This is a genomic window from Pseudomonas sp. 10S4, assembly GCF_034344865.1.
Taxonomy (GTDB): domain Bacteria; phylum Pseudomonadota; class Gammaproteobacteria; order Pseudomonadales; family Pseudomonadaceae; genus Aquipseudomonas.
In genome coordinates this window covers 5,074,123-5,097,714 of record NZ_CP133774.1, presented here as the reverse complement: position 1 = coordinate 5,097,714, position 23,592 = coordinate 5,074,123, and the positions used below count along the sequence as shown (strand labels likewise).

At 57.8% G+C, this 23,592-nt stretch carries 14 protein-coding genes and 3 pseudogenes; 15 read left to right on the top strand and 2 right to left on the bottom strand.

The genetic code is table 11. From position 1 onward, the window contains the following. Positions 1-3 precede the first annotated feature (3 nt). The 5 genes from RHM58_RS23915 to RHM58_RS23895 all read left to right on the top strand — a co-directional run bounded on the left by RHM58_RS23915 (position 4) and on the right by RHM58_RS23895 (position 7,777). A complete protein-coding gene (locus RHM58_RS23915; RefSeq protein ID WP_201256857.1) occupies positions 4-1,764 on the top strand; it encodes an FAD-dependent monooxygenase in 1,761 nt (586 codons plus the stop codon). A gap of 118 nt (positions 1,765-1,882) precedes the next feature. Further along, positions 1,883-2,746: an acyl carrier protein gene (locus tag RHM58_RS23910; RefSeq protein ID WP_322268356.1), complete on the top strand. Its 864-nt coding sequence runs from the start codon at positions 1,883-1,885 to the stop codon at positions 2,744-2,746. Positions 2,747-3,041: 295 nt separating this feature from the next. Continuing rightward, positions 3,042-6,458: a beta-ketoacyl synthase N-terminal-like domain-containing protein gene (locus RHM58_RS23905; RefSeq protein WP_322268355.1), complete on the top strand. Its 3,417-nt coding sequence runs from the start codon at positions 3,042-3,044 to the stop codon at positions 6,456-6,458. Positions 6,459-6,517: 59 nt separating this feature from the next. After that, the gene (locus RHM58_RS23900; RefSeq protein WP_201256860.1) at positions 6,518-6,991 is read left to right on the top strand and encodes an SRPBCC family protein; all 474 of its coding nucleotides are present in this window, start codon (positions 6,518-6,520) and stop codon (positions 6,989-6,991) included. A gap of 87 nt (positions 6,992-7,078) precedes the next feature. Continuing rightward, positions 7,079-7,777, top strand: a complete 699-nt coding sequence (locus RHM58_RS23895; protein ID WP_322268354.1) for an outer membrane protein — start codon at positions 7,079-7,081, stop codon at positions 7,775-7,777. A 487-nt stretch (positions 7,778-8,264) separates the two neighbouring features. Here RHM58_RS23895 and RHM58_RS23890 read toward each other — a convergent pair whose 3' ends face one another. Together RHM58_RS23890 and RHM58_RS23885 are read right to left on the bottom strand one after the other, a co-directional pair. Continuing rightward, positions 8,265-8,630 carry a hypothetical protein gene (locus tag RHM58_RS23890; protein WP_201256862.1) on the bottom strand — a complete coding sequence of 122 codons (366 nt, stop codon included), beginning with the start codon at positions 8,628-8,630 and terminating at the stop codon, positions 8,265-8,267. A 164-nt stretch (positions 8,631-8,794) separates the two neighbouring features. Beyond that, entirely contained in the window at positions 8,795-9,946 is a 1,152-nt protein-coding gene (locus RHM58_RS23885) for a DUF2235 domain-containing protein (RefSeq protein ID WP_322268353.1), read from the bottom strand. 740 nt (positions 9,947-10,686) lie between these two features. Here RHM58_RS23885 and RHM58_RS23880 point away from each other — a divergent pair. From RHM58_RS23880 to RHM58_RS23835, 10 genes and pseudogenes are all read left to right on the top strand, one after another. Next, positions 10,687-12,555 (top strand): 3-dehydroquinate synthase, encoded by a 1,869-nt coding sequence (locus RHM58_RS23880; protein WP_322268352.1) that lies wholly within the window; start codon positions 10,687-10,689, stop codon positions 12,553-12,555. Then, on the top strand, positions 12,552-13,442 hold the full coding sequence (locus RHM58_RS23875; RefSeq protein ID WP_322268350.1) for a UbiA family prenyltransferase: 891 nt from the start codon (positions 12,552-12,554) through the stop codon (positions 13,440-13,442). Before RHM58_RS23880 ends, RHM58_RS23875 begins: the two co-directional genes overlap by 4 nt. After that, positions 13,439-14,212: an EboA domain-containing protein gene (locus tag RHM58_RS23870; protein ID WP_322268348.1), complete on the top strand. Its 774-nt coding sequence runs from the start codon at positions 13,439-13,441 to the stop codon at positions 14,210-14,212. Before RHM58_RS23875 ends, RHM58_RS23870 begins: the two co-directional genes overlap by 4 nt. 36 nt (positions 14,213-14,248) lie before the next feature. After that, positions 14,249-15,132, top strand: a pseudogene (locus RHM58_RS23865) (TatD family hydrolase). After that, entirely contained in the window at positions 15,129-16,361 is a 1,233-nt protein-coding gene (gene eboE, locus RHM58_RS23860) for a metabolite traffic protein EboE (protein WP_322268347.1), read from the top strand. The pseudogene RHM58_RS23865 and the gene eboE overlap by 4 nt, the downstream one beginning before the upstream one ends. Then, positions 16,351-17,796 (top strand): alkaline phosphatase family protein, encoded by a 1,446-nt coding sequence (locus tag RHM58_RS23855; RefSeq protein ID WP_322268346.1) that lies wholly within the window; start codon positions 16,351-16,353, stop codon positions 17,794-17,796. The genes eboE and RHM58_RS23855 overlap by 11 nt, the downstream gene beginning before the upstream one ends. Then, positions 17,775-18,914 carry a hypothetical protein gene (locus RHM58_RS23850; protein ID WP_201256870.1) on the top strand — a complete coding sequence of 380 codons (1,140 nt, stop codon included), beginning with the start codon at positions 17,775-17,777 and terminating at the stop codon, positions 18,912-18,914. Before RHM58_RS23855 ends, RHM58_RS23850 begins: the two co-directional genes overlap by 22 nt. 10 nt (positions 18,915-18,924) lie before the next feature. Beyond that, entirely contained in the window at positions 18,925-21,291 is a 2,367-nt protein-coding gene (locus RHM58_RS23845; RefSeq protein ID WP_322268345.1) for a hypothetical protein, read from the top strand. A 67-nt stretch (positions 21,292-21,358) separates the two neighbouring features. Beyond that, positions 21,359-22,281, top strand: a pseudogene (locus RHM58_RS23840) (hypothetical protein). Positions 22,282-22,300: 19 nt separating this feature from the next. Next, positions 22,301-23,592 (top strand): annotated as a pseudogene (locus RHM58_RS23835) (hypothetical protein).

Below are 23,592 nucleotides of genomic sequence, written 5' to 3'. Positions count from 1 at the left end.
CAGATGAACACTCTGAGCACGTTGGCACCCAAGCACTTCGGCCCCGGTAACACCCCGACAGTAATGATCGTCGGTGCTGGCCCTATTGGCCTGTCCCTGGCAATCATGCTGAAAAAGTGGGGCGTCTCTTTTCGCATTATTGAAAAGAACGCCGGCCCCTCGACCGCTACCAAGGCGATGGCCATCCATTCCAGAACCCTGGAAATTTTTCGCGATCTGGGTGTTGCCGATCAGGCCATCAACGACGGGTTCACGATCAACCAGTTTTCGGTGCAGTCGAACGCCAAACGGGTGCTGAACTACAACTTCTCCTACCTGGATACGACCTATCCCCTGCTGCTCAGCCTGCCACAGCCGCAGACAGAAAAGATTCTGCTTGAGCGACTTAACAAGTTGGGTGTGGATGTCGAGTGGAATACCGAACTGGTCGATATAGAAAACCAGCCGGGATCCGTGCGAATGACGCTCCATCATGCGGATGGCAACGACGAATCCTTTACCAGTCGGTGGGTGGTCGCGTGCGACGGTGCTCGCAGCAACATTAGAAAACGTCTTGAGATGCCCTTCGAAGGATCGTCCTACGACCGTTTCTTCATGCTGGCCGATGCCGATATCGAGTGGTCTGGAAGCAAGGACGAAGGGGCTTTCTTCCTGGGTGCGCAGGATGGTTATGTGGCGGTCGCACCGATCAGCGCCCAATCCCGTTATCGACTGTTCATCGAGATGCCCTACGACCTGCCGCCAGAAGATGAGCGCCCTTCCTTGAGCCTGGAGAATTTTCAGCGGTTGTGCGAAGGACGCGGGCAAAAGATGACGCTGTCCAATATTTCATCGACCACCATCGCCTCCTTTCAACATCGTCGCGTGCAGTCGCTGCAACAAGGCTCTGTGTTTCTGGTGGGCGATTCGGCTCATATCGGCAGCCCGATCGGCGGGCAATGGATGAACCTGGGTGTTTCCGAGGCCTACAACCTGGCGTGGAAAATGGCCTATGTCGATCAGGGCCTGGCGGATCAATCACTGCTGGAAAGCTACAACGAAGAACGCTACCCGGTCGCCCTGGAAGTCGAGAACACGGCACACCGACTGACCGCACTGATAACCCTCAGGCATCGCGCCCTCGTTTGGCTGCGCGACAATGTTCTGCCACTGCTGAGCAACAGGCGCAAGGTTCAGCGCAAGTTGCCCACGATGATTTCCGGTCATCAGTACCACTATGGCAAAAGTGAGTACATTCAAGAATCGCTGACGAAAAAGCAGCGCATGAATTGGGACAAAAAAGGGAAGAAACCCGAATTCCAGACGTCTGCGCCTCGCGCAGGTCAACTGGCTCCCGATGTTGAATTGTGGCAACTGCAAGGTATGCCGCCAAAACGCTTGATCGACTTGTTCCAAGGAACCTTCACGCTGCTGATTTTCAGCGCAGCCGATCAGTTTTCCCCTTTGCTACCGGGCTACTACTCGCTGGCCGAGTCGGTGGAGAAGGATTACCCAGGCATCAAGGCTTATTGCGTCATTGATGCTTTGGGTAGCTCCGAGCTGCCTTTCTGGCACTCAACGTTGTTGGACCCCGATTGGCGGCTGCACAAGCGCTACCATGCCAAAGAGGGCACATTGATGCTGATTCGTCCTGACGGCTACATCGCTTTTCAGGGGGCTGATGCAATCACGCTCTTCACTTATCTGAACGTAAGATCCGGGCTGCTCAAAGGGGCCAGAAAAACAACATCTTCCGAGATCGACGCAGTGGAACTCCAATTTTAAGTCTCTATATGGCTACTGCCTGTTTGCTTCATTGAGTGACACAAGGCCCAGCCCTGGGCCATGACTTTTGATTTCTTGTTGATAGAAAACATATACCGACTTTGGTTAGGAGAACCCCATGCGCGTCCAACTCAACGATGTTGTGCAGGAATTCATCGTGTCCAATGGAAAAATAGCTCATAGCTATTTCTCTCTTTCAGAAAAAATCATTGATTCACTTTGCGATTCCAATATCGAAAAAGAATCAATATTGATGCGTGTGCTGGAGCAGGCCGAAACTGTCACTGCGCATTACTTCAACGCTCATCAACAAGTCCTGGAAGGCGTTTATGCCAACGGGGTTGAAGCACCCGTCAATAGAAGCCTGCCCGTCCTGGAACCCGTACACTCGAACCCGGTAGTGCTGGCATCGGCACCCGTTGCGCAACAAACGCCTGCACTCAGCTACGGGCAATGGTTGCGCGCCGAAATAAGTTCGGTCACTGGTTTCAAAAAGGAACAAATCGACTTCGATCAAAGTTTCGAGAGTCTGGGCATCGACTCCCTGGGGCTGGTCGATATTTTCGAATCCCTGGCTCAGCACTTCCCGGAAAAGAAAGAACTCACCTCGTCGCTCTTTGATGCGCCCTCGCCTACCGTCTTGCTGGCACGGCTTGAAGCCAATCCGCAGGCACCTGCCGTGGATATCGAAGTATGGGTACTTGAGCAACTGGCGAATATCACCGGTTTTACGGTTGACCAGATCGACCAGAAGCAAAGCTATGAAAGCCTGGGCCTGGACTCCTTGGTGCAACTGGATTTCCAGGAAGCGATCGTCGCTTTGTGGCCGCAACTCAAGGCCAACAGCACTGAGCTGGTCAACGCCAAGTTTCCACAGGAAACAATCGCATTGATTAAAGTCGCTCTGGCCACTCCCGATTCGACCTCAGTAACAACCTGCGAAGCGCAACCAACCAGCACAACAGCCCCCAGGAGCAGATAAGCAATCTGCTTTTAAACACCCTGTCCCCCTGATCCCCGATGCCCCAAAGTCGATCGACATCGAGACGCCTTTCGCACAGTTGGGGCTCAGCGGTTTTGCCCGAGAAACACTCTGCCAATCAATGGCGCAGCAGTGCCCTGTCAGCGAATTTGCAGGTGAGGCGCTGATGTCGCGTCGTACGCCGCAAGACGCCATGTCGTTGCTGACAAGACTGGGCTGAGCCACTGTAAAAAATGGAATGGAATCCGGGTGATCGCAAAGATCACCCAGCATTTTGACAACCAGGAGAACGGGTATGAGTGGCGCGGTAACGACAGAGGGCGATTTTTGCTTCAGTGCAATGGCTGGAGAGTTTCCCGGGGCCCCCTCAACAGATGCGCTTTGGCACTTGCTTTCGCAGGGACAGGTAGCGCCCATCCATTCGATGCTGACACGCTGGGAACTGGATAAGGCGTCAATCTATTCAGCAAAGAAAGGCGAAAAGGATCGTACTTACCTGGACAGTGCTTATTGCCTGGCCGATGACGCATCGACCCCGTCACGCCATGAAGGACGGCAAGTCGCCATCGGCAAGAAAGTACTCCAGACACTCCTCACCCAGCTTGCCGCACAAGGCTCGGTATTGATCAAGGAGCGCACTGCGTTGGTGGTCGCGACATCTTGGAGTGATGAGAGTTACTTCGTCACCGGAGTCTGCGCAACAGCCGATGCACCACGGGGTTATACGCCGGGTGAACAAGTTGCTGAACTGGCGGCGGCTTTGGCTTTGGGTGGCCCTGCGTTATCAGTAGACACCGCCTGCAGTTCGTTCCCCTATGCAATCGATATGGCTCAAGCGCTGGTCAACAGCGGACAGGCGGATAACGCGATTGTCATGGCACTGAACACCGTACTGCCGCCAGCGCTGTTTCTGGGGTTCTCGCAGTTGACCGCCTTTTCCTCCCGAGCCCAAATGCAGGCGTTCGGCCAAGACGCTGACGGCATTGTGCCGGGCGAATGTGCGGTCGCCTTTCTGGTCGAGCCTGTATCGCAGGCCCTGATTGCGAAGCGCCGTCCCCTGGGTGTTTTGCGGGCATTGGGACTTTCGGCCGACGGCGCCGAAGGCTCAGTGTTTGCGCCTGGCAAACAGGCTCAGTGCACGGCTTACCAGCGTGCCTATATCGGTCTTGACCCCAGCAATGTGGACTACATCGAGACCCATGGCACCGGTACACCGCTGGGGGATGCGACAGAGCTGGACTCTTTGAACAGCTTCTTCGCCCCTCATCGCACAGATGGCAAAAAGATAATGATCGGTTCGATCAAATCCGTCATTGGCCACCCATTGGCCGCCGCCGGAGGCGCTTCGCTCGCCAAGGCGCTGATGATATTGCGTCACAAAGGTATTCCACCTCAGCCCGACTACCGCCCTAGCGCAAAAGTCGATGAGACCTGCCTGCAGTTGGCCACAGAGCAGGTACAACCCCTCGCTGATCGTCAGTCGGCGATCCGGGTAGGCATATCCAGCTTTGGTTTTGGCGGCGCCAATGCGCATCTGGTGGTGGATGAATACATTCCCGACAACCGCCCTGCCGTCCCCCGGGTCGCCCCCGGCGTGCTGATGCTGGACCTTGCCATTGTCGAGGCTGAAGCGGCGATCGGCAGTCACTTCTCATTACAGGCTCTCAAGCAACAACTCGCTCAGCCAGCAGCACCGTCAGTCAGTTTCCCTTATGGGCGCTTCGTTGATTGCGCCGCCACTGCGGGTCAGCCGTTACTGGGAAAATTCCTGGCGCAGGATCGCGTCATTGATATCGACGGTTTCGGCATGGGCCCCAAACATCTGGCCCATGTCGATCCGTTCAAGCTGTTGATCACCGATCGAATCAATCATTTGCTGCAACGCCTGCCGGGTGTGGCCGGCTCACCCGGCACTGCGATGGTCATGTGCTGCAACATGGGTGGGGAGCGCTTCAGCAATGCGTATAGCGGCGCCCACACGTTCTACTCCCAGGCTCAAGGCATGCCGCCGGGTGTGGAGGTGACAGACGTGGCAACCATGTTGCCGAACATGTTGTCCGGCTACCCGGCGAAAATTTTTGACTTCAAAGGTTTCCATCAAACTCTGGTCGGCACCCCTGGCTTGTTCTGGCAAACCTTGCTGGCATCGCAGCAATGGTTCAAGGACGGCGTGACGACGCTCTTGCTCGGCGCAGGGCGTTTTATCAGTGGCGAAATAGAGATCGAACGCGCCCGGCACTCAGCGACACTGCAAGGCGAAGGGCTGGGGGTGATTGCTCTGCGCCCCTATCTACCAAACTCCAGCGACAAGCCTTTACTGGTGATCCGCGCGGCAGTCTTGGCCCATGCCGCGAACTCGTTGGAAGAGGCTTGCCAACTGCTGGGCAAAGCGCGGAGTCAATACCAGAACATTGAAGTCTGCGAGCTGCAGCCTGATGCAACTCATGCCAGCAGCTCACTGCAAGAAATGACCGGCTTCCTGGCTGAAGCCAGTGGCATCGAAACCCTGTTGGCGGTGCTGTTAAGTACCTCGGCTCACACGGTGATCGAGGTGCGCGAGGCCGGCAAGGCAGTGATGTGGTTATTTACTGAAAAGCTTCAGGAGTGGCGCCCGGCCGCAGCCGAACCCGCCCCTGCCGTCAAGCACCCCTTCATGTTGCGTTTCGCCCACTCGGCGCCCCAAGAACTGCAGCAGGTCATCCTGCCTGCACGACCTGTCAGCCTGGTCAGGGAGCCGCGACACGACGGCGTCGACGTGCTGGCGCTCAGCGATTTGCTGACCAGCACCCTGCTCTCAGGGCTGCGTGTCAGAACTCGCGCCATGGAGGGCCTTTTCGCCCTGCACCGTGGCTCTGAAGCCCAGCGCCCCGTGCACTGGCAACGTCGCCCGGAAAATATCGTGATCGCCAACGTCCAGCGTGGCCCTCAGTCACTGCACGCCCAGCTCGTGGTGAATGAAGCGCACCCTTACTTCTTCGACCATCCCCTTGATCACATCCCCGGCATTTTATTGCTCGAGGGCGTGTTGCAACTGATTGAACTCGCTATGCCCCCACTGAGCGGCCGAGTGGCCTATGTCAAAAATCTGAGCATCAAGTTCCAGCAATACGTACAGAAGCAGGGTGCGATTGATCTTCATCTGGAACAAGGCAAAGACCCTCAGGTCTTCAATGCCAAGGTCATGCAGGCCGGAAAGTTGATGTGCACGTGCATCCTTGGCATGGCCTACAACTCGGCGTTCGAGACATCGCCCGCCGGCGAGTTCACGGCTGTTCGCTGCCGCGACAAGGCTTTGCTGCACAAGGCCAGAGAAGAAAACATCATCGTCAGTGACATGAGCGGTATCGCCCAGGGCTTGAGCGTGGACACGCTCAAACTGCCGGATGAGCACATCTTCCAGGAGGGCGACCCCGAGCACTATTCGATGGTCTATTTCCTCGAGGTTGCCCGCCAGTGCTACATGCAGATTGCCCACAGTTATCTACGAATCCCACTCAATACCCCGATGAACCTGCTGGCCTTGAGTTTCACTCTGGATCGACCAATCCCCAGGAACAGCCCGCTGTCGTTGGCACCGCAAGCCGGTTTTGACGGGCAGGATCAGCTATTCAAAACGAACCGTATCTACATCGACCTGTTCAACCGGGGCGAAAAAATCGGTCAAGCCAGTATTACCGCTCAAGTGCTGAGTCAATCCGCGCCTGCTGCGTGAGGCTTTGAGTTGATCTCACTCTCCAGCATGACAGCGCCCCACACAACAAAGGTGTCGCCGTGAACGATGTAAATGTGCAAGTCCGAGTCAAATCGCCGCCTTCTGAAATCTGGAAGATCTGGAGCAACTTCTCAGAAGCGCCGTTATGGGATACCGACGTCAGCCATTGTGAACTCGATGGCCCGTTCCAGCCTGGAACGCGGGGCAAGTGTGTCCTCAAGAATGGCCTGAACATGCCACTGAAACTGGAAGCGGTGAGGATGCATGAAAGCTATCGGAACACGGCAAGACTGCTTTGGATCGACCTCGAGTTCGATCACCAGATGCATAGACTTTCTCCGCATGAAACCCGGGTCACCCACAGCGCGAAGATCTCCGGCCCCTTAAGTTTTTTATACCGCGGGCTATTACGAAAAATGCTGACGGCAGCAATGACCACCGCACTGGACAACCTGAGCACTCTGGCGGAACAACGGGCGAACGCGATGAACAACCTCGTGCTCGACAAGCCTGGCACGCATTTGCAGCACTAATGAAACATCCCGGGAACGGGCGTGTTGAACGCTCGCGCCTGAGCACGCTTCGCTTACTTATCGATAACGGCACACTTCGGACCGAGCATGAAACCACTAAAAAACACTCAGTATCTTGTGATGGGCGTCATTGGCATGGGCTTTATCAGTCCTGCGTCCAGTTCCGCCGACACGCTCGGCCCCTACATCAGTGTCATGGGCGGCCTGAACTGGGTTGCCCCGCAGGACCTTAACCAGAACAACCTCGATTTTGTCGAGATGCAGTTCAACCACCCGTTAGACTCCGGCTACGCCACTGGACTGGCATTGGGCTGGCGATTCCCCGTCGGGCTCAGACCTGAAGTGGAACTCAGTTACCGCAAAAACACCCTGACCCAGTTCAATAACCGGGTCTACGAAGGCGGCGGAAGCATCTCGGGCAAAGGCAAAGAGGAAGTCACCAGCCTGATGGCCAACCTCTGGTATGACTTCCTGAATCTCCCGGCGCCCTTCAGTCGGTTCACTCCCTACATTGGCGGCGGCCTGGGCTACAGCACCGTGTCAATCAGTGGCCTGGAAGCCGGCGGCGTCCACTTCGGCAATACTCATCGTGACAACGTATCGGCCTATCAACTCGGAGCCGGGGTAAGTTTCGAGCTCACCGATCAATGGTCCACGTCCCTGGATTATCGATACCTCAAGACTCGCGATGCGCACTTCGGTGACATACAGGGCCTGCCCCAAGGCGATGTGCGCACTGACTACAGCGCCCAGTCATTGATGCTCGGCCTGCATTATTGGTTCTAAGCGGTTAAACAGATCGGCGCCTTGCAAGGCGTCACGACGACAAGCCGGTGAAAAGCTTCGACCCAGGGTCTCACCGGCTTGCGCCCCACAACGTCAATCTTGCGCACCACCGCCAACACATCCTCAGACTCAACGCCTTTAAATCACGTCAATGCTCAAAGACCGCTTCGAAGGTGTTTTCTCCGTGGCAAGGCGCAAGATTGGTTGACCTAAGGCAACGGATCGAACTTCAAGTTGCCAAGACTCTGCACTTTGTCTTCACGAACCATTTTGTGCGTCACGCTTCACTGCGCACCGGAGTGTCCACACAACGGGACAGCGATGAGCATCAGCTATCCGCTGAACATCCTGTAACAGCCGGGCGCACTGGATGATGCGCATCGTCATCCAGTGAGGTGCTGAGGTTGAGGCTACTCGCTGCTGCTCTGTCGGAAATGAAGGCAGCGTTCATAGGCCCCTTCCTGAGTCATCAGAAAATCCTTAGCCACTACGCGACAAGCTCGACGTAGCTAGACTCCCCACCTCCAGTCGCGCCCGACAACCAACCCCATACGAAGGCCAGCGTCGTACGTCCTGCGTGATCAACGCCTACCGTGCCACGCGACCAGCCGGCAAGAATTTCGCCATCCGTAGTCAAGCACTGAAAAAGAAGCTCAATGGTATCGGGGCCTGTCGCACGCCCGACTTGATTACCCCAGCGAATCCGGCCGCCTTGGTAAGTGCTCGAAATGGCGTTTTCCTCAACATGGTAATGAAATACTGTGCCTGCACCGGATAGCCCCTGGGCGTTGTCCGCTACCGCAAATCGGCGATTGTGCAAACGGTCGCGGATTTGAGAAAAGGGAATTTCCATAAATGTCACGTCCTTTGGTAGAGATGGTCCATTCAAGCCTTCGATTATCTTAAGCCAGTGCATCGGGGTTCTGATCTATAACCTGCGCAGAGCAAGTTCGGGAGAGTCGAAAACCTGATCAATCAGTGCTGGATCAATGCGCACCAGGTTTTCAGGTGCGTATTTCAGCTCCTTCCCCACGGCTGGCCGGTGGTCAACGGCTCCTTCAGCCGGACCACCACGGATTCATGCACCGAGACTTTTTGCCCTGGCTCAGGCTGCATCACCCGCGCTCTGGGTTTGCCGAACGGCGGCATCGAACCAAACCTGAGGATTCGGGTGTGGGTCTTGGTGTCCCACCTCAGGCGCGGAAACCACTCGGCGATCATCCACAGCCGAGACAGCGATTGGTGGGCTTGTGCCAGCGGATCCGGCACCGGGCAGGACGGTGGATACAGCTCACCACGACACGATGCGACGTCGATGTTCAACCCGGCCTCCAGGCTTTCGCCGATCATCCAACGCAAGGTAATCAGGGCAAGCTGCGATTCTTCCGGCGGGTAGCCACCACCGATATCGCAATGCACGCCGGCGAACCACACCTGCCTCAGATCTGCGGCCTTGGCGGCATTCCACAAGTTCTGGCGGTAAAAACAGCGTCGCTCGTCAATGGACACCGCATGACGGATGGTGCGCACACCAGGGTTGTTTGCGGTGTAGGGAACAGCCAACGGGTCATACACCCAGCCCACCGAACTCACGGTGTCGAACAACCCCAGAAAGTGGACATCGACATCCTGGGAAAACGTTGCCTTGAACTGCGCCATCAAGGAAAAGTCCGGTCGTTTGCGCGCGGTCAGACGCCACCAGATATAGCTCCATGCCCGCTTGAGGGAAGGTTCAGGCGCATCTTTTTCAGCACGTGTTCGTGTGGTCAGCAATGACCAGGCAAAATCCAGTTGTTGAACCTGACAGGCAGGAAGCAGCCCAAGCGTATGGATCATGGCTGCCAGAACCCGGGCAGCATAGGAACCTCGAGAGAAGCCGTAGATGAAAATCCGGTCGCCTTTCTGATAGTTCTCCATCAGAAAACGGTAGGCATTGAGCACGTTACGCTTGATCCCCCAGCCAAACGCCAGCCCGGCGATTCGCGACGGTACCTTCTGCCATTCGAACAGCGTTTCACTCAGCCCGAACGTACCCACGCCCTGATCGTAATAGGCCAGCAGCGCGTCGCTGTTCTTGGGTAATGACCGAAAAACCCGGAGGACATTGGTGGGTTTGTCACTGAAGCGGTTGTTCGTTCCATCGATACAGATAATCAGTTGGCGCGTCATGATTTGTGTGCTTTCCAAACCTTTTTTGCCCCCAAAACAGTCAAGTGAAGTTCCCCCACGTCCGAGTTATGACAACTGCTGTATTAAGTCGTGGAAGGCATATCCAATGCATAACAGCATTAATGGCGCCTGGCCATAGCGCTCGACAATAAATGTCACGGACATGAAGGGGGTCAACCCCTCGCTATCCGCTTGGATGGAGTAATAACAAGTAGGTAAGACAACGCATAGAAAATAGGGAGCAGCACCTTCTATTTAATTGTTCGCTGAACATTTATAAAATTCAGAGACGAGTTCACCGACTGATTTAGTCAACTATCAAAAAAGCTTATAGCCAGTAGAAATAACCCACATAACAAATGCTAATGCCATATGGCCACCTCATCATTAGCTTGCTATGGATGGCTGCCGCAAACTCATTGAATATCGCTCACTCAACACTGTCTTCACAGTCTCGAAAAAATCATCCAACTCATTGATAATATTAAATATAAATCTAACCTAAACACTCACCTACCCGACTGCTTCACGTCGTTCCAACAGCTCATCTAAAACTCTGCAACCCAGCAAGCTTGCAAAAACACCACAACCGTCTAAGTTCATGAATATCTTCGCAAGCGTTATCAACCGCACATAAAACCAGCCCTTCAGGCGGGAGAGTTTATTCCCCTAAAACACATCAGACGCTGCTTTTAATTACTGAAACGGAACTCAGTCATAACAATCAAGAGGGATGCTTGATGAAGCGCAGCCATTGGTATCGTGCATTCTCGTTTAGAGGGCCAGCCGAACAGTTTTGGCTGTCATTGTTTTGCTTCTCAGGCTTGGTGATCGCCAGCTTCCTGTTGTTCGAACAACAGATCCAGGACTTCCTCACCCCTCTCAACCTGTACCAGCCTTCGACACCCACCCAGCAACTCAATCTGGCGCTGCTGCTGATCGCCCTGCTCGCGCTGGACGTAGTTTTGCCTGTGCCTTCGAGCTTGGTAGCGCTGCTGGCCGTGGCCATGCTTGGCAGTGTCGGCGGTTACCTGGTGATTTTCATTGGCCTGTGCCTGGGTGCCGGGCTGGGTTATGCGCTGGGGGCCGGCTATTTTCGTCTGCTGTCCGGCCGCCTCGGTCTGCGTCAGCCGGGGAAACTGGCGTATAGGCTGAGCACGCTGTCATTGATCTGCCTGCGCGGCGTGCCGGTATTGGCGGAAACTTCAGTAGTGGCCGCCGGTATGCAACGCTATCCGCTGCGCGCGTTCGTACTGGTCACCACCCTGGCCAATGCCGGCCTGGCACTGGCCTATAGCGCCATCGGCACCTACCTCGTCGAGCAGAACGCGCTGCTGGTAACCATCCTCGCCAGCATGGTCCTGCCCGGACTGTTTATCGCCGGATACAGCTTGTTCAAGACCTTGCGCAAGCTCGGTGCGGAGCAACCGTTGCACGGGCGCTTCGAGGTCAGTTATGACTACCCGGTGGTGTTCACCGATCACTTGTTCGACCCGCTCAATCCCTGTCTGCACCGCCAACTCACCGCCCAGCAAAGAGGCCCGGTGACGGTGTTGGTGTTCGCCGATGAACAACTGTTGCAAAGCGCCCCACACCTGTTGGAACAGATCGACGCCTACTTTGCCGCCCATGCTGCGGATCTGCATTTGCAGGCAGCGCCGATTGCGGTTCCGGCCGGTGAACTGAGCAAGGATTCACAGGTGTTGCAGCAGCTGTACAGCGACATGCTGCAACATCGGCTGGACCGGCATTGCTATGTCCTGGCGCTGGGAGGTGGCGCAGTGCTGGACTCGGTGGGTTACGCCTGCGCCACCTTCCACCGTGGCATTCGCCTGATCCGCGTCCCGAGCACGGTGCTGGCCCAGAACGACGCTGGCATCGGGGTGAAAAACGGCATCAATGCCTTCGGCCAGAAGAACCTGTTGGGGGCCTTCTACCCCGCCACTGCGGTGATCAATGACTTCCAGCTGCTGACCAGCCTCACCCGACGCGACCAGATCGCCGGGCTGGCCGAGGCGGTCAAGGTGGCGCTGATCAAGGACCAGTCATTCTTCCAATGGATGGAGCAACAGGCCGACGCCCTCGCCCACTTCGATCACCCGGCCAGCCGCTATGCCATTCGCCGCTGCGCCGAACTGCACCTGGAACACATCACCGGTGCCGGCGACCCCTTCGAACGCGGTAACGGACGGCCACTGGATTACGGGCATTGGGCCGCGCACAAACTGGAAAACCTCAGTCACCACCGGCTGCGCCATGGCGAAGCCGTGGCAGTGGGCATGGCCCTCGATGGACTTTATGCCAATGCGTTGGGGCTATTGAGCGACGCCGACACTGAACGGGTTCTGAACCTTTTACTCAAGCTCGGTTTCAACCTGTGCCCGCCGGAACTGACCTTGAAAGATGCACAGGGGCGCTCACAGGTGTTGCTCGGGCTGGAGGAATTCCGCCAGCACTTGGGCGGGCAACTCTCCATCCCCATGCTTAGCCGGATCGGCGAGTCAGTCGACCTGCATGAAATCGATGACGCGCGGATGGAGCAAGCGCTGTTGCGACTGTCCACCCGCAGCGGCCCGGCGCTCACCCTGAACGAGGGCTTCGCGCAATGAGCCAGACACCGCTGAATCTGAAGACCTGGATGACCCTCGGCCGGGTGTCCAACCTGCCCACCGTATGGACCAACACCCTGGCCGCCGCGCTGCTGGCCAGCAGTGCCGGGGCCCTGGCGCCGCCGTCGTCGTTGGTGTGGATCCTGCTGCTGGCCACACTGTCGCTGCTGTATCTGGCCGGCATGTTGTTGAACGATCTACTGGATGCCGACTGGGACCAACAACACCATAACCCTCGGCCCATCACCCTGGGCCTGGTCAGTCGACAACAAGTGCGCCTGGCCACTGTGTTGTTGCTGATGCTGGCCGCAGCCTCGGTGCTGGGTCTGAGCCGACTGATCGATCAGCCGCATTGGCTGCTGGGCAGCGTCACCCTGCTGGCGGGCTGCATCTTCGGCTACAACCTGCTGCACAAGAAGTACGCCCACAGCGTCTGGTTGATGGGCGCTTGCCGCTCGACGCTCTACCTCACGGCGGCGGCCAGCCTGGCGGTGCCTCCGGAACCGATCTGGCTCTGCGCGATTTTGCTGGGCGTCTACATCAGCGGCCTGACCTACCTCGCCCGCAATGAACACAACAACCAGTTGCTCAGCCGCCTCCCGCTGATCCTGATGCTGAGTCCGCTGGCCCTGGCGATCTATTCCGACAACCTCTGGTTTTGGCCGGTGCTGCTGATATGGCTTGGCTGGCTGGGCTGGCACTACTGGCACAACCTGGCCAACCCGCAACATCGCAAGGTTCGGGCCTTTATCGGTGCCGGCCTGGCAGCCCTGCCCCTGTTCGATGCCCTGGTGATGGCCGTGGCCAATCAGCCTTTGGGCAGCCTGTTATGTGTCCTGGTGTTTTTCCTGCTCCCACACTTTCAGCGCTGGATCAAACCGACATGAAAATGGACGTCACTGCGCCGTCATCAACGGCCCTCGAAATGCGCCACGACCGCCTCGCCGAACAACGCCAGGCCTTGACCCAACAGCTCGATGAAGCCGAGCAGCAGTGGTGGCGCCAGGCACAGGAGCGGCTTACCCAACACCCGAACGCCAACACCGCGGCGCTCTTGAGCAGTCAGTGCAAGCGCAACCTCAAGGAGCATGCACTGCCCAACAATGCCGGCTGGAGCCACATCCAACTGGCGCGCGCGTTGTTGCTGGCGCAGGTCCTTGAGCAACAGCCCGCCGACGGGCAACTGCCCCTGCTGCGCCAGTTGTTTCTGTGGGGCGACGATCAGGAAAAGATCGCCACCTTGAAGGCCCTCGACTGGCTCGATAGCCGTGGGCTGTGCGTGGAGCTGGCGTTGCAGGCCGGGCGTACCAGTAACAGCCAGGTGTTTGCCGCCCTCGCCCTCGACACCCACTACCCGTCACGTCATTACCCCGAACGGGCCTTCCATCAACTGGTACTGAAGGCGTTGGGCATGGGGCTCGACGTACGACGTCTGATCGGCCTGACGCAACGACTCAGCGTCCCCCTTAATCAGTTGGCCCTCGACCTGCTGGACGAACAGCTCGCGGCCGAACGAACGGTGTCCGCCGGGTTGCCCCTGGCGATTGCCTTCAACCTGCTCAGCCCGGCGCAACACCAGCGCCTGGCAGGCCTGAGTCAGCAGCAACGCTTGCCGCCGGAATGGCGTGACCGCTTGGCCGGCACCTCACCGAACTAATGCTCAATGGCTCCCTTCCTTTGACGAGGATTCACCATGCTCAAGTACTTCGACCCGCACATTCATATGGTCAGCCGCACCACCGATGACTACCAGAACATGGCAGCCGCCGGCATTACCGGGGTTATCGAGCCGGCCTTCTGGCAGGGCCAGGCCAGGACCAGTGTCGGCAGTTTTATCGATTACTTCGACACGCTGTTGGGCTGGGAGCGCTTTCGCGCCAGCATGTTCGGCATCCATCACTTCTGCACCATCGGCCTCAACCCCAAGGAGGCCAATGACTTGTCGGTGGCCAATGAGGTGCTGGAGATTCTGCCGCGCTATCTGGTGAAAGACGGCGTCGTGGCGGTCGGCGAAATCGGCTACGACGACATCACGCCCGAGGAGGATCGCTTTCTCGCCGCTCAACTGGAGCTGGCCAAACAATTCAATTTGCCGGTGCTGGTGCACACCCCGCACCGCGACAAGATCGGCGGCACCAAACGCACCCTGGCAGTGATTCGCGAAGTGGGGATTGCCGAGCATCTGGTGATCATCGACCACCTCAATGAACTGACGCTGCCTCTGGTGCTGGACAGCGACTGCTGGCGCGGCCACTCCATCTACCCCAACACCAAAATGTCGGAACAGCGCATGGTGGCCCTGCTCCAGCAGTACGGCACCGAAAAAATGGTGGTCAACAGCGCTGCCGACTGGGGCATCAGCGACCCGCTCAAGGTGCCAAAAACGGGCCAGGCCATGTTGGCGGCCGGCTTCAGCGAGGCTCAGGTCGAACAGGTGCTGTTCCACAACCCGGTGGACTTTTTGCCCAAAGCGGCCAAATGGATAAAGCCCTGATCAGTACCCCGCTACCCATCGATCAGCGTCGGCAGTGGCAGGAAAACTCCGCCCTCCGGGGGCAGGAACCGGTGATCAAATGAATGCCGGCACGGGGTGGGCTGCCGCGCAGGTCGGTTATTGCAGCAACGTGCATCCGACCCGTGACCTGGCCGGGCTACGGTCCTCCATCGAACAGCACTTTCAGGGCGTGCGCACGCTACGCAGGCTGAACGAGCAGGACAGTGGACTGTGGATCAGTGCCCTCGCCGCGGCCGAATTACAGCAGACATCGGCGCGTTCGGAGTTCCTGAGTCTGCTGCAACGCAGTGGGCTACGTCTGACCTCGCTTAACGGTTTTCCCTACGGCCAATTTCATGATGGCGCGGTGAAAGCCGAGGTCTACCTGCCCAGTTGGGCCGAACCAAAACGGTTGGCGTACAGCCTGAATCTGGCGCAAATCCTCGCGCTGGCCTTGCCGCCAGACTGCCATCAGGGAGTGATTTCCAGCGTGCCGCTGGGCTATGCCGCCAGTTGGAACCCGACGTTACAGCAACATGCCGAATATCAACTGCGCCAACTCACCGCCTCACTGGCCAGGCTGCATCTGAAGACTGGCAAGAAAATCGTGTTCTGCCTGGAGATGGAGCCGGACTGCGTGCTGGAAAACACTGACCAGGCCATCGCCTTCTTCCGCCGCTGGCAAACCACTGACCCGCACTATGAGTATTTAGCGCTGTGTTTTGATGTCTGCCACCAGGCTGTGATGTTCGAAGACTGCTATCAGTCGCTGGACAGGCTGCGTCAGGCACGGGTGCCCATCGGCAAGATTCAGCTGTCCAACGCATTGATTTGTCGCCTGCCCTCTCAAGACGACAACCGGCGTGAACACGTTCTCAAGACCTTGGGCGAATTTGCCGAAACCACCTACCTGCATCAAGTGAAAGCTCGCGATGCACAGGACCGGTTAATGGCCTGGGCGGACCTTCCCGCCGCCCTCGACGATTGCGCAAAGCACCCGGGGCAATACCCCGAACTGAGGATTCATTTCCACATCCCACTGTTCAGCGAACACTTGCTGTTGCCCGAGCTCAGCGGCAGTCAGATCGCCCTGTCGCAGACCTTCGATTTTCTCGCCAGCCATGGGGATTTTCGTCCGGTGCTGGAAGTGGAAACCTACAGTTGGGGCGTCCTTCCCGTCCAGTTGCGGCCCACTACCGAGTACGCCCAACTCCAGGGGATCGCCGCAGAATTGCACTGGGTCGAAGAGCAACTGCGGCAGCGGCAATTGCTGCAACCACAAGCGCAGGAGGCGTACGCCGATGCCCTCTGATCATCCGCGTCAACCGCTGCTGCTGATCAACGTGGTCGGGCTGACGCCAGCGCTGCTGGGAGCCGCGACGCCTCACATCAATGCCCTGTTGAAAACGGCAAAAATGGCCAGCCTGCAACCGGTGTTTCCGGCCGTCACGTCGACGGTGCAGGCCTCGATCCTTACCGGCCTACCGCCGTCGGAGCACGGCATCGTGGGCAATGGCTGGTATTTTCGCGATCAGGCCGAAGTACGCTTCTGGCTGCAACCCAACGCACTGATCCAGGGTGAAAAGGTCTGGCAGGAACTCAAGCGTGAGCTACCCGGGTTTCGCTGCAGCCAGTTGTTCTGGTGGTACAACATGTACGCGGACGTGGATGCCGCCATCACCCCGCGCCCTCACTACCCGGCCGATGGCCGCAAAATGTTCGGTCTGTATTCGTCACCGGCATCGTTGCGCGAGCGTATCGAGCGGCAGATTGGCGAGTTCCCTTTTCCGAGTTTTTGGGGCCCGGCGGCCGGCATTAAGTCGAGCCGCTGGATCGTCGATTGCGCCATCGCCGAATTCCAGCTCGATCGCCCTGACCTGCAGTTGATCTACCTGCCCCATCTCGACTACAGCCTGCAGCGTCTGGGCCCCGATCATCCGTCGATTGCTGACGAGGTACGGGCTATCGACAGTGAAGTCGGTCGCCTGCTGACCTTCGCCCAGGAGCAAGGCGCAGCGGTGATGCTGCTGTCCGAATACGGGATCGAAGCCGTCCAGCAATCTGTTTCGATCAACCGCGTGTTGCGCTCGGAAGGTTTGTTAGAGGTGCGCCAATCGTTGAGCTGGGAATTGCTCGACCCCGGCGCCAGCGCAGCCTTTGCCGTTGCCGATCATCAGATCGCGCATATCTACGTGAAGCAGGCTCAAGACATCCCCCGCGTCAAAGCGCTGTTGCAGTGTCAGCCCGGCATCGAGCAGGTGCTGGATAAGGCCGAGCAACGGGCCTGGCAGCTGGATCATCCTCGCAGTGGCGAGTTGGTGACCGTGGCCGCAGCGGGTTACTGGTTCGATTACTACTACTGGTTCGATGATCGCAAGGCCCCCGACTTTGCCCGCACCGTGGACATCCATCGCAAGCCCGGCTACGACCCGCTGGAGCTGTTCATCGACCCGGCCATTCGTTTCCCCAAATTGAAAGTGGCGCGCCGCCTGCTGCAGAAAAAGCTCGGCTTTCGCTACTACATGGACCTGATCCCGCTGGACACCGGACTGGTCCGCGGCAGTCATGGCCGCCTGCCCGGTAGCGCGCAGACCGGCCCGCTGCTCATCACCAATTGTGATCTGCCGTTGCCGCAACACCTTGCGGCCACGGCAGTGAAACAACTGCTCCTGCAGCATTTCCTGGGGCACCCACACACCGACCTGGCCAATGCCAAGGAGCTTCCATGCGGCGAGCCATTTCTATAACCGTTCTCAGTGCACTGGCCGGATTGGCTCAGGCTGAGAACACCAACACCTTCGACTGCAACAATTTCATGCAGTTTGGAGGAAACATCGACAAGACCCGGGCCGAATTTACCCAGGGTCCCGAAACCTTGACCTGGAACTGGTTCGTCTGCCTGAACCAGCCTGCCGCCGCGAACAGTCCCGATCGGGTGTGGGAAACCATGAAGCCCTCGGATCAGGTCTACCTGAGCAACGGCGCCGCGCCCCTGCCATACGGCAAGAGCGCCCCGCTTCCATCCGACGTGCTTAAACAGGCCAAAGATCAGGGCATGGACGTCAATCGCACGTTCCACAACCTGAACGCCACGCAACAGGTGGACGGTCTGATCCTGGAGATGGGCGGCGCGGTGCCGGACGCAGAAAAAGGCCAGCCGGTGCGTTTCCAACTGTTGATGGGCCAAGACACGTTCGATTACATCGTGCAGAAACAGGTCTACAACATGAATGGCCAAGCCGCCCTGACCAGCGACCTGACATTCCCCTCCAGCGCCTGGGAGTTGAAAGCCTCCTGGCTGTGGATCGGCAACAATCCGAGCTACCAGAAGCAACTGGCAAGCGATGGTTACTACATCGCCCAGGCCTATTATCAGCAGGGTAATGAATATCTGGTCGGCTATGCCGCGCTGAGTGGCTTGCACGTCATCAACAAGCTAAACCCCGACTGGGTCTGGACCACCTTCGAAAATCGCAACAACAGTAAGTACACCGTGACCAATGCGATCCCGTCCACCCCGATGACCAACAGCACCGGACCGACACCGGCTGCCCAACCGGTGAACACCGACTTCCAGGCCAGATACCCTGCCCTGGCGCAGTACGAACTGATCGGCACCCAATCCCAGACAACACCGACATTGCTCGCCAACTCCCAGCTCGAGTCAGCCTTTCAGAGCCAGTCCTCCTGTTTCGCCTGCCACGGTACGGCCGCGTACTCAAAAAAGAACGGCTACTTCAATTTCGCTCTGAAAGAACAGGGCGGCCTTGTTTACCCAACTGCCCCGCTGCCGGCATCCGATTTTGTCGGTTACAACAAACTGGACTTTGTCTGGTCGCTGAAGCGCGCCCAGTGGCAACGCTAAGGAGCATGACATGAGCGTATTGAATTTCCCTCGCATCTACCTCAACGGCCATATGTTCTGGAACCCGCCGACGGCCAACAACAACGATATGTACCCGCTCTACGATGCGGTAAAAATGCGGATGAACTGGCGGTTTCTTGATTACTACAACATCACACCAGAAAATGCCGCCAGCACACTGATGCCCTGGACGATCGCCCCTCGGGTGTTACACGAGGCGCCCAATTACGTCACGCAGGTGCCGGGCAACGTCTCACAGAATCCTCCGATAATGATCCCCGGAGAATGGAACCTGTTTGGTGACAACGCCTGTGGCACCGTCAGCTACAACCAGACCCAGTCCGTCATCATCGGCGGCGAACTCCCGAACGGTGGGTACGTTGACCAGGATGCCCTGATTAACCAGAGCTACAATTTGCTCGGCAATCCCTTTGGCAGCACAAGCCCCACCGCGGCCCGCTTTGTCGACGTCAGCCCCTGGCAGAACACCTTCACCGCGTTGTACTTCGACAAACTGGTGTTGGGCGACGACCAATGCGGCCTGACGCTCAAGCGTCAATATCGGATGCTCGATCGCTTCCTGAACTTCAAATGGGCAAACCTGGGTGGCCTGATCTATGTGACCACCACGTGGCAAACCTGCTTCCCGAAAGAAAATCTGGCCTGGGCGATCGGCAATTCGGCCCTGCTGAAAAATCTCCAGGAACAGATGGAACAACAAAAAGCCAAAGGCCTGATGTTCCGGTTTTCCACCTACCTGACCTGCTACGACAAAAACGGCATTTTCAACAACTACCCGCCCTTCAACAGCCGTTCCACCACCCCGTCGGCCCTGGCCAAAGTCCAGGAGATGTATCAGAAAGGGCTGGACAACGTCGCCAGCATTTTCTTCAACCCCGCCTACAGCAGCACCGTAGGCACCCTGGGCCTGTGGTTTGACGACGAGTTTCCCACCGCGCCGGCCGGGCGGCGTCTGATCCCTTGCGACGCGGTGACTCTACAAAAAACCGGGGACGCCCCCAAACAGGCGACACTGGGCGTAATCTCGGCACAGGCCCATGGCGATACCTTATCGCTGGATCTGGGCAACACCTTCCCGAGCTATCCGATCGACCCGGCCGCTGACATCCCGGTGGCAGAAAAATTCGATGCCGGCAGCTACCAACTCGGGATACGCCAAGACGGGCAATTCACTCCGTTGGCGAGTATTGGCTTTGAGGACTATGAGCAGGCGGCTTTCGATAAACGCTCCGGCATCCTTGATCTGCCTCTCAGTGCCGACGCACAGAAAAAGCTGCAAACCGGATCATTGGAGCTGCAACTAGCGGGAACAAACCCGGTGCTAGCCGCAGCCCAGCAGATGTGGACTGCAGAAGTGGTCGAGAGCGCAAGTTTCATCGACGTCGGCGACAGCAAGACGCTGCAGATCATGGTGCAATATGACGGTCTGCCGGCACCGGCCGGCACCGTGCTATCGGTGGCGGAGTATGGCAACGCCTACATGATGTGCACGACCGATTACTATCTGGCGTTCAGCAACCCGGCCGACTTTACGTTGTTCTACGACGATCCGGAAAATCGCGGCAAGAACAGATCCAACCTGCCGCAATTTAGCGATACCCCTGCGATACCCAGCCAAGTGACGGAGGGCACTGGCCGTAGGCTCATGGCGACGCGGGCCGCCGAGCCATCCGGTACCGAGGTGCCGGTGAGCTATCTGCAATACCTGCCGACACCCGGTTCGGTCGCCCTGAGCCCCTGCCTGTCGTTCGACAATCCAATCCGTATGGAAGGTGTTCTGCAGGACTCCCAGAACAGCGCCGTGCACTACTGCCTGACGCAGATTCAAACCGACGCCAATGGCATCGCCCGACTGACCGTCAAGGCAAAGGCCCCGGGCTTTCCGACTTTGCGTTTCTTCGTGCATGAAGGAGAGCAGACACCCGTCATCCCCTTCAGTTTCCCGCTCTCGCAGGCTTATACCGACTTCCTCGCACCGATGCGCATCCTGCCGCTGGAGCCGCAAATGCAGAAGGATTTTGTCGATGAGTGGAACCGCATTTATCAGCGCCCGGATGCCAGCACCTTGATCTGGGAGACCTTCATCTACCCACGCATCCTGCAGCCCTTCTATTACATGTACCCGATCATGAGCAAATATATGCCGCTCAATTCGCTGCACCGGATAGAGGGTGCCGTCGACCAACTCATTGTGCTGATCAGCAAGGAATATCAGGAAGAAAGCACCCTGGCGATGCCCATTACCCGAGATATGCCGCAAAGCCGACGCGCAGTACTGGAGCTCTGGGCGCAGTCCTTGGTGAAACGCAATTACCCGCCCTTCCCCCTCAGCATGAGCGATTACAAACAAGGCTAAACAACAACGCTTCAAGCAGGACCACCGGGTGACGAGCCTGTCACCCGGAATTTCACAGGAGTGTCATATGAAAGCCAGCATCTTGAACCGACTGTTGCTGCTGACCCTGCTGCTCAGCCCAGCCCTTTTCGCCCAGGAGGACAGCGGCGCCATCTACTTCACCATGGGAGTGCACAACACCCAGGGGTGCGATGAGCAGAACGGCAACTGCATCGCCAAACGCGCACCGGGCGACCCTTCCGATCCGTTCTTTCCGGCGTTCTGGATCAGCAACTGGACCATGTACCGAGTGATGCACAACTACGAAAAAAATCAGCCGCCGTACAGCAACCCACCTGCCACTCTGACCCCGGCGGACTACACCGTCTCCCGCGGGACCAGCTACTACGACACGACCTATATCCCGCCGGATGGCGACGGCTTCGGCGCCATGATGGAGCACTACGAGAAGTACTGTCTGCCGATCTTCCCGATCAAGAACAACAACTACACCTGCTCGTTCGTATCCCTTGGCAACAAGGCGTATTTCCTGACGTACCCGCAAGACCGCCCCAAAGACATGCCGGCCTGCTGCATGTTTTCACCGATGAATCATCCGCCTCGGCAAGACTTCATCGAGCACCTGCCCTACAGCGCCGAACGCAGCAAAAACCTCGACGCCAGCGTGCAGGCCTACGCCCTGGACCTCGAATCACCGCAAGGTCCGATCCTGTTCGGCTATGCCTTTTACAAAAAACCGTCGGGACAGCCGCCGTACCGGCATCCCCAGTCGTTCTTTTTTCCGGGGACACCAGCGTCGCCAATGCGCCCATCGTCAGCCAGAACTACACCGACTTCCGCATCGCCAAACCGGACCCGGCCCAGACCTGGGCACAGGTAGCCGCCATGTGCCCGTCGAATCCGCCGCCCTGCCAATTGTTTGAGCCACCGGCGTCACAGAGCAACGGCCACAAGGCGCAATGGAACAAGCTCATGCAACGCAAACCCTGACCAATGACGAAGGATCGCCATGAAAACCACACTCCGTCTCTCCGTGATGTTATTGGGCCTGGCCAGTCTGCCGGCACTGGCCCGGGAACAGGCAATGCCGTCGACGCAGGCCACCAACCTGAATTGCCAGCCCCCAGCACCGCGCCGGCCGCCACCGCCAGTCAGGATCTGTTCGATCAATACAGCTGGCAGATGTTCATCGCCTTGAGCTGGCCGGCACAGGACGGGCAGCGAGGTAATCCCGACTGCAGCAAACAGCCCGGGGATGCCGGCTACACCGTCTGGCAGACCTACAAAACCGTAGAGGAAATCTTTCTGCCGGGAGCAACCAACCCTGGCCCGTGGAATAGCCCGCAGGCCGCAAAAAGCCTGGGGATCATCAACATCGCCGCGCTGAAGAACAGCTCACAGGTGAATGCCGTCGATCAGGCCGTCGGCGGCTGGCTGATCGACCAGGCCCGTAACCCGACCTACTACGACATCTCGGCCAACGAGACCTCTTACAACTACATCGTCGGCAACAGTTTTTATAACGCCGATGTCGTTTCCAAAGCCAACAACATCCAGTTTCCCTATGGCGTCATTGAGGTCAAATCGAGCTGGCGCGTCCTCACGACCGCTGACAACGCCAGCCACTACCTAACCATGCTCGCGCGCGTGGCCAAGTTCAACGACCAAGGCCAGCGCATCGGTGTCACCGAGGCGTACCTGGGTCTGGTGGGCCTGCACATCATCACCAAGGCGAACGGTTATCCACAGTGGATCTGGTCGACATTCGAGCAGGTCGATAACGTTCCGCCCAAGGCGCTGGTGAACGGCCAGTGGGTCGACCAACCGGCATCCGGCACGGCCTATTCCTACTTCAACGCCGCGGCCCCCGCCGTCACCCTCAACCAGTCGCCCTGCGATTGGCAGACTCAAGACGCGCATTTGGTCTGCGTACCCAAACCCGGCACCACGTTCCAGACCCCGAACCCGCTGAACCGGGTCACCCCGATTGCCGAAGTCACCAATGGGGTCAACGCCAATTACCGCTCCGATCCGGGGCTGCAAAGAAGCGCGTTGAAGTATTACCAGCTCATCACCACCCAACGCCCGCTGATGCCGGACAACCCTGGCAATCCACTGGGCCAGCCGACGCCTTCGCTCTCGGCCAACGTGACCATGGAGAGCTATATCCAGCCCAACAGCAGTTGCATGAACTGCCACTCCATGGCGACACCGGTCAAAAGCCCCTACAAGTCCGACTACTCCTACCTGTTCAAATTCGCCAATGCGCCTATCGGCAAAACCATCAAGGACGAGGAATAA

Bases quoted from the DNA above. Each gene is read 5' to 3' on its own strand.
- RHM58_RS23915 (WP_201256857.1), top strand. From the start codon at position 4: ATGAACACTCTGAGCACGTTGGCACCCAAGCACTTCGGCCCCGGTAAC.
- RHM58_RS23910 (WP_322268356.1), top strand. From the start codon at position 1,883: ATGCGCGTCCAACTCAACGATGTTGTGCAGGAATTCATCGTGTCCAAT.
- RHM58_RS23905 (WP_322268355.1), top strand. From the start codon at position 3,042: ATGAGTGGCGCGGTAACGACAGAGGGCGATTTTTGCTTCAGTGCAATG.
- RHM58_RS23895 (WP_322268354.1), top strand. From the start codon at position 7,079: ATGAAACCACTAAAAAACACTCAGTATCTTGTGATGGGCGTCATTGGC.
- RHM58_RS23890 (WP_201256862.1), bottom strand. From the start codon at position 8,630: ATGGAAATTCCCTTTTCTCAAATCCGCGACCGTTTGCACAATCGCCGA.
- RHM58_RS23885 (WP_322268353.1), bottom strand. From the start codon at position 9,946: ATGACGCGCCAACTGATTATCTGTATCGATGGAACGAACAACCGCTTC.
- RHM58_RS23880 (WP_322268352.1), top strand. From the start codon at position 10,687: ATGAAGCGCAGCCATTGGTATCGTGCATTCTCGTTTAGAGGGCCAGCC.
- RHM58_RS23875 (WP_322268350.1), top strand. From the start codon at position 12,552: ATGAGCCAGACACCGCTGAATCTGAAGACCTGGATGACCCTCGGCCGG.
- RHM58_RS23870 (WP_322268348.1), top strand. From the start codon at position 13,439: ATGAAAATGGACGTCACTGCGCCGTCATCAACGGCCCTCGAAATGCGC.
- eboE (WP_322268347.1), top strand. From the start codon at position 15,129: ATGAATGCCGGCACGGGGTGGGCTGCCGCGCAGGTCGGTTATTGCAGC.
- RHM58_RS23855 (WP_322268346.1), top strand. From the start codon at position 16,351: ATGCCCTCTGATCATCCGCGTCAACCGCTGCTGCTGATCAACGTGGTC.
- RHM58_RS23850 (WP_201256870.1), top strand. From the start codon at position 17,775: ATGCGGCGAGCCATTTCTATAACCGTTCTCAGTGCACTGGCCGGATTG.
- RHM58_RS23845 (WP_322268345.1), top strand. From the start codon at position 18,925: ATGAGCGTATTGAATTTCCCTCGCATCTACCTCAACGGCCATATGTTC.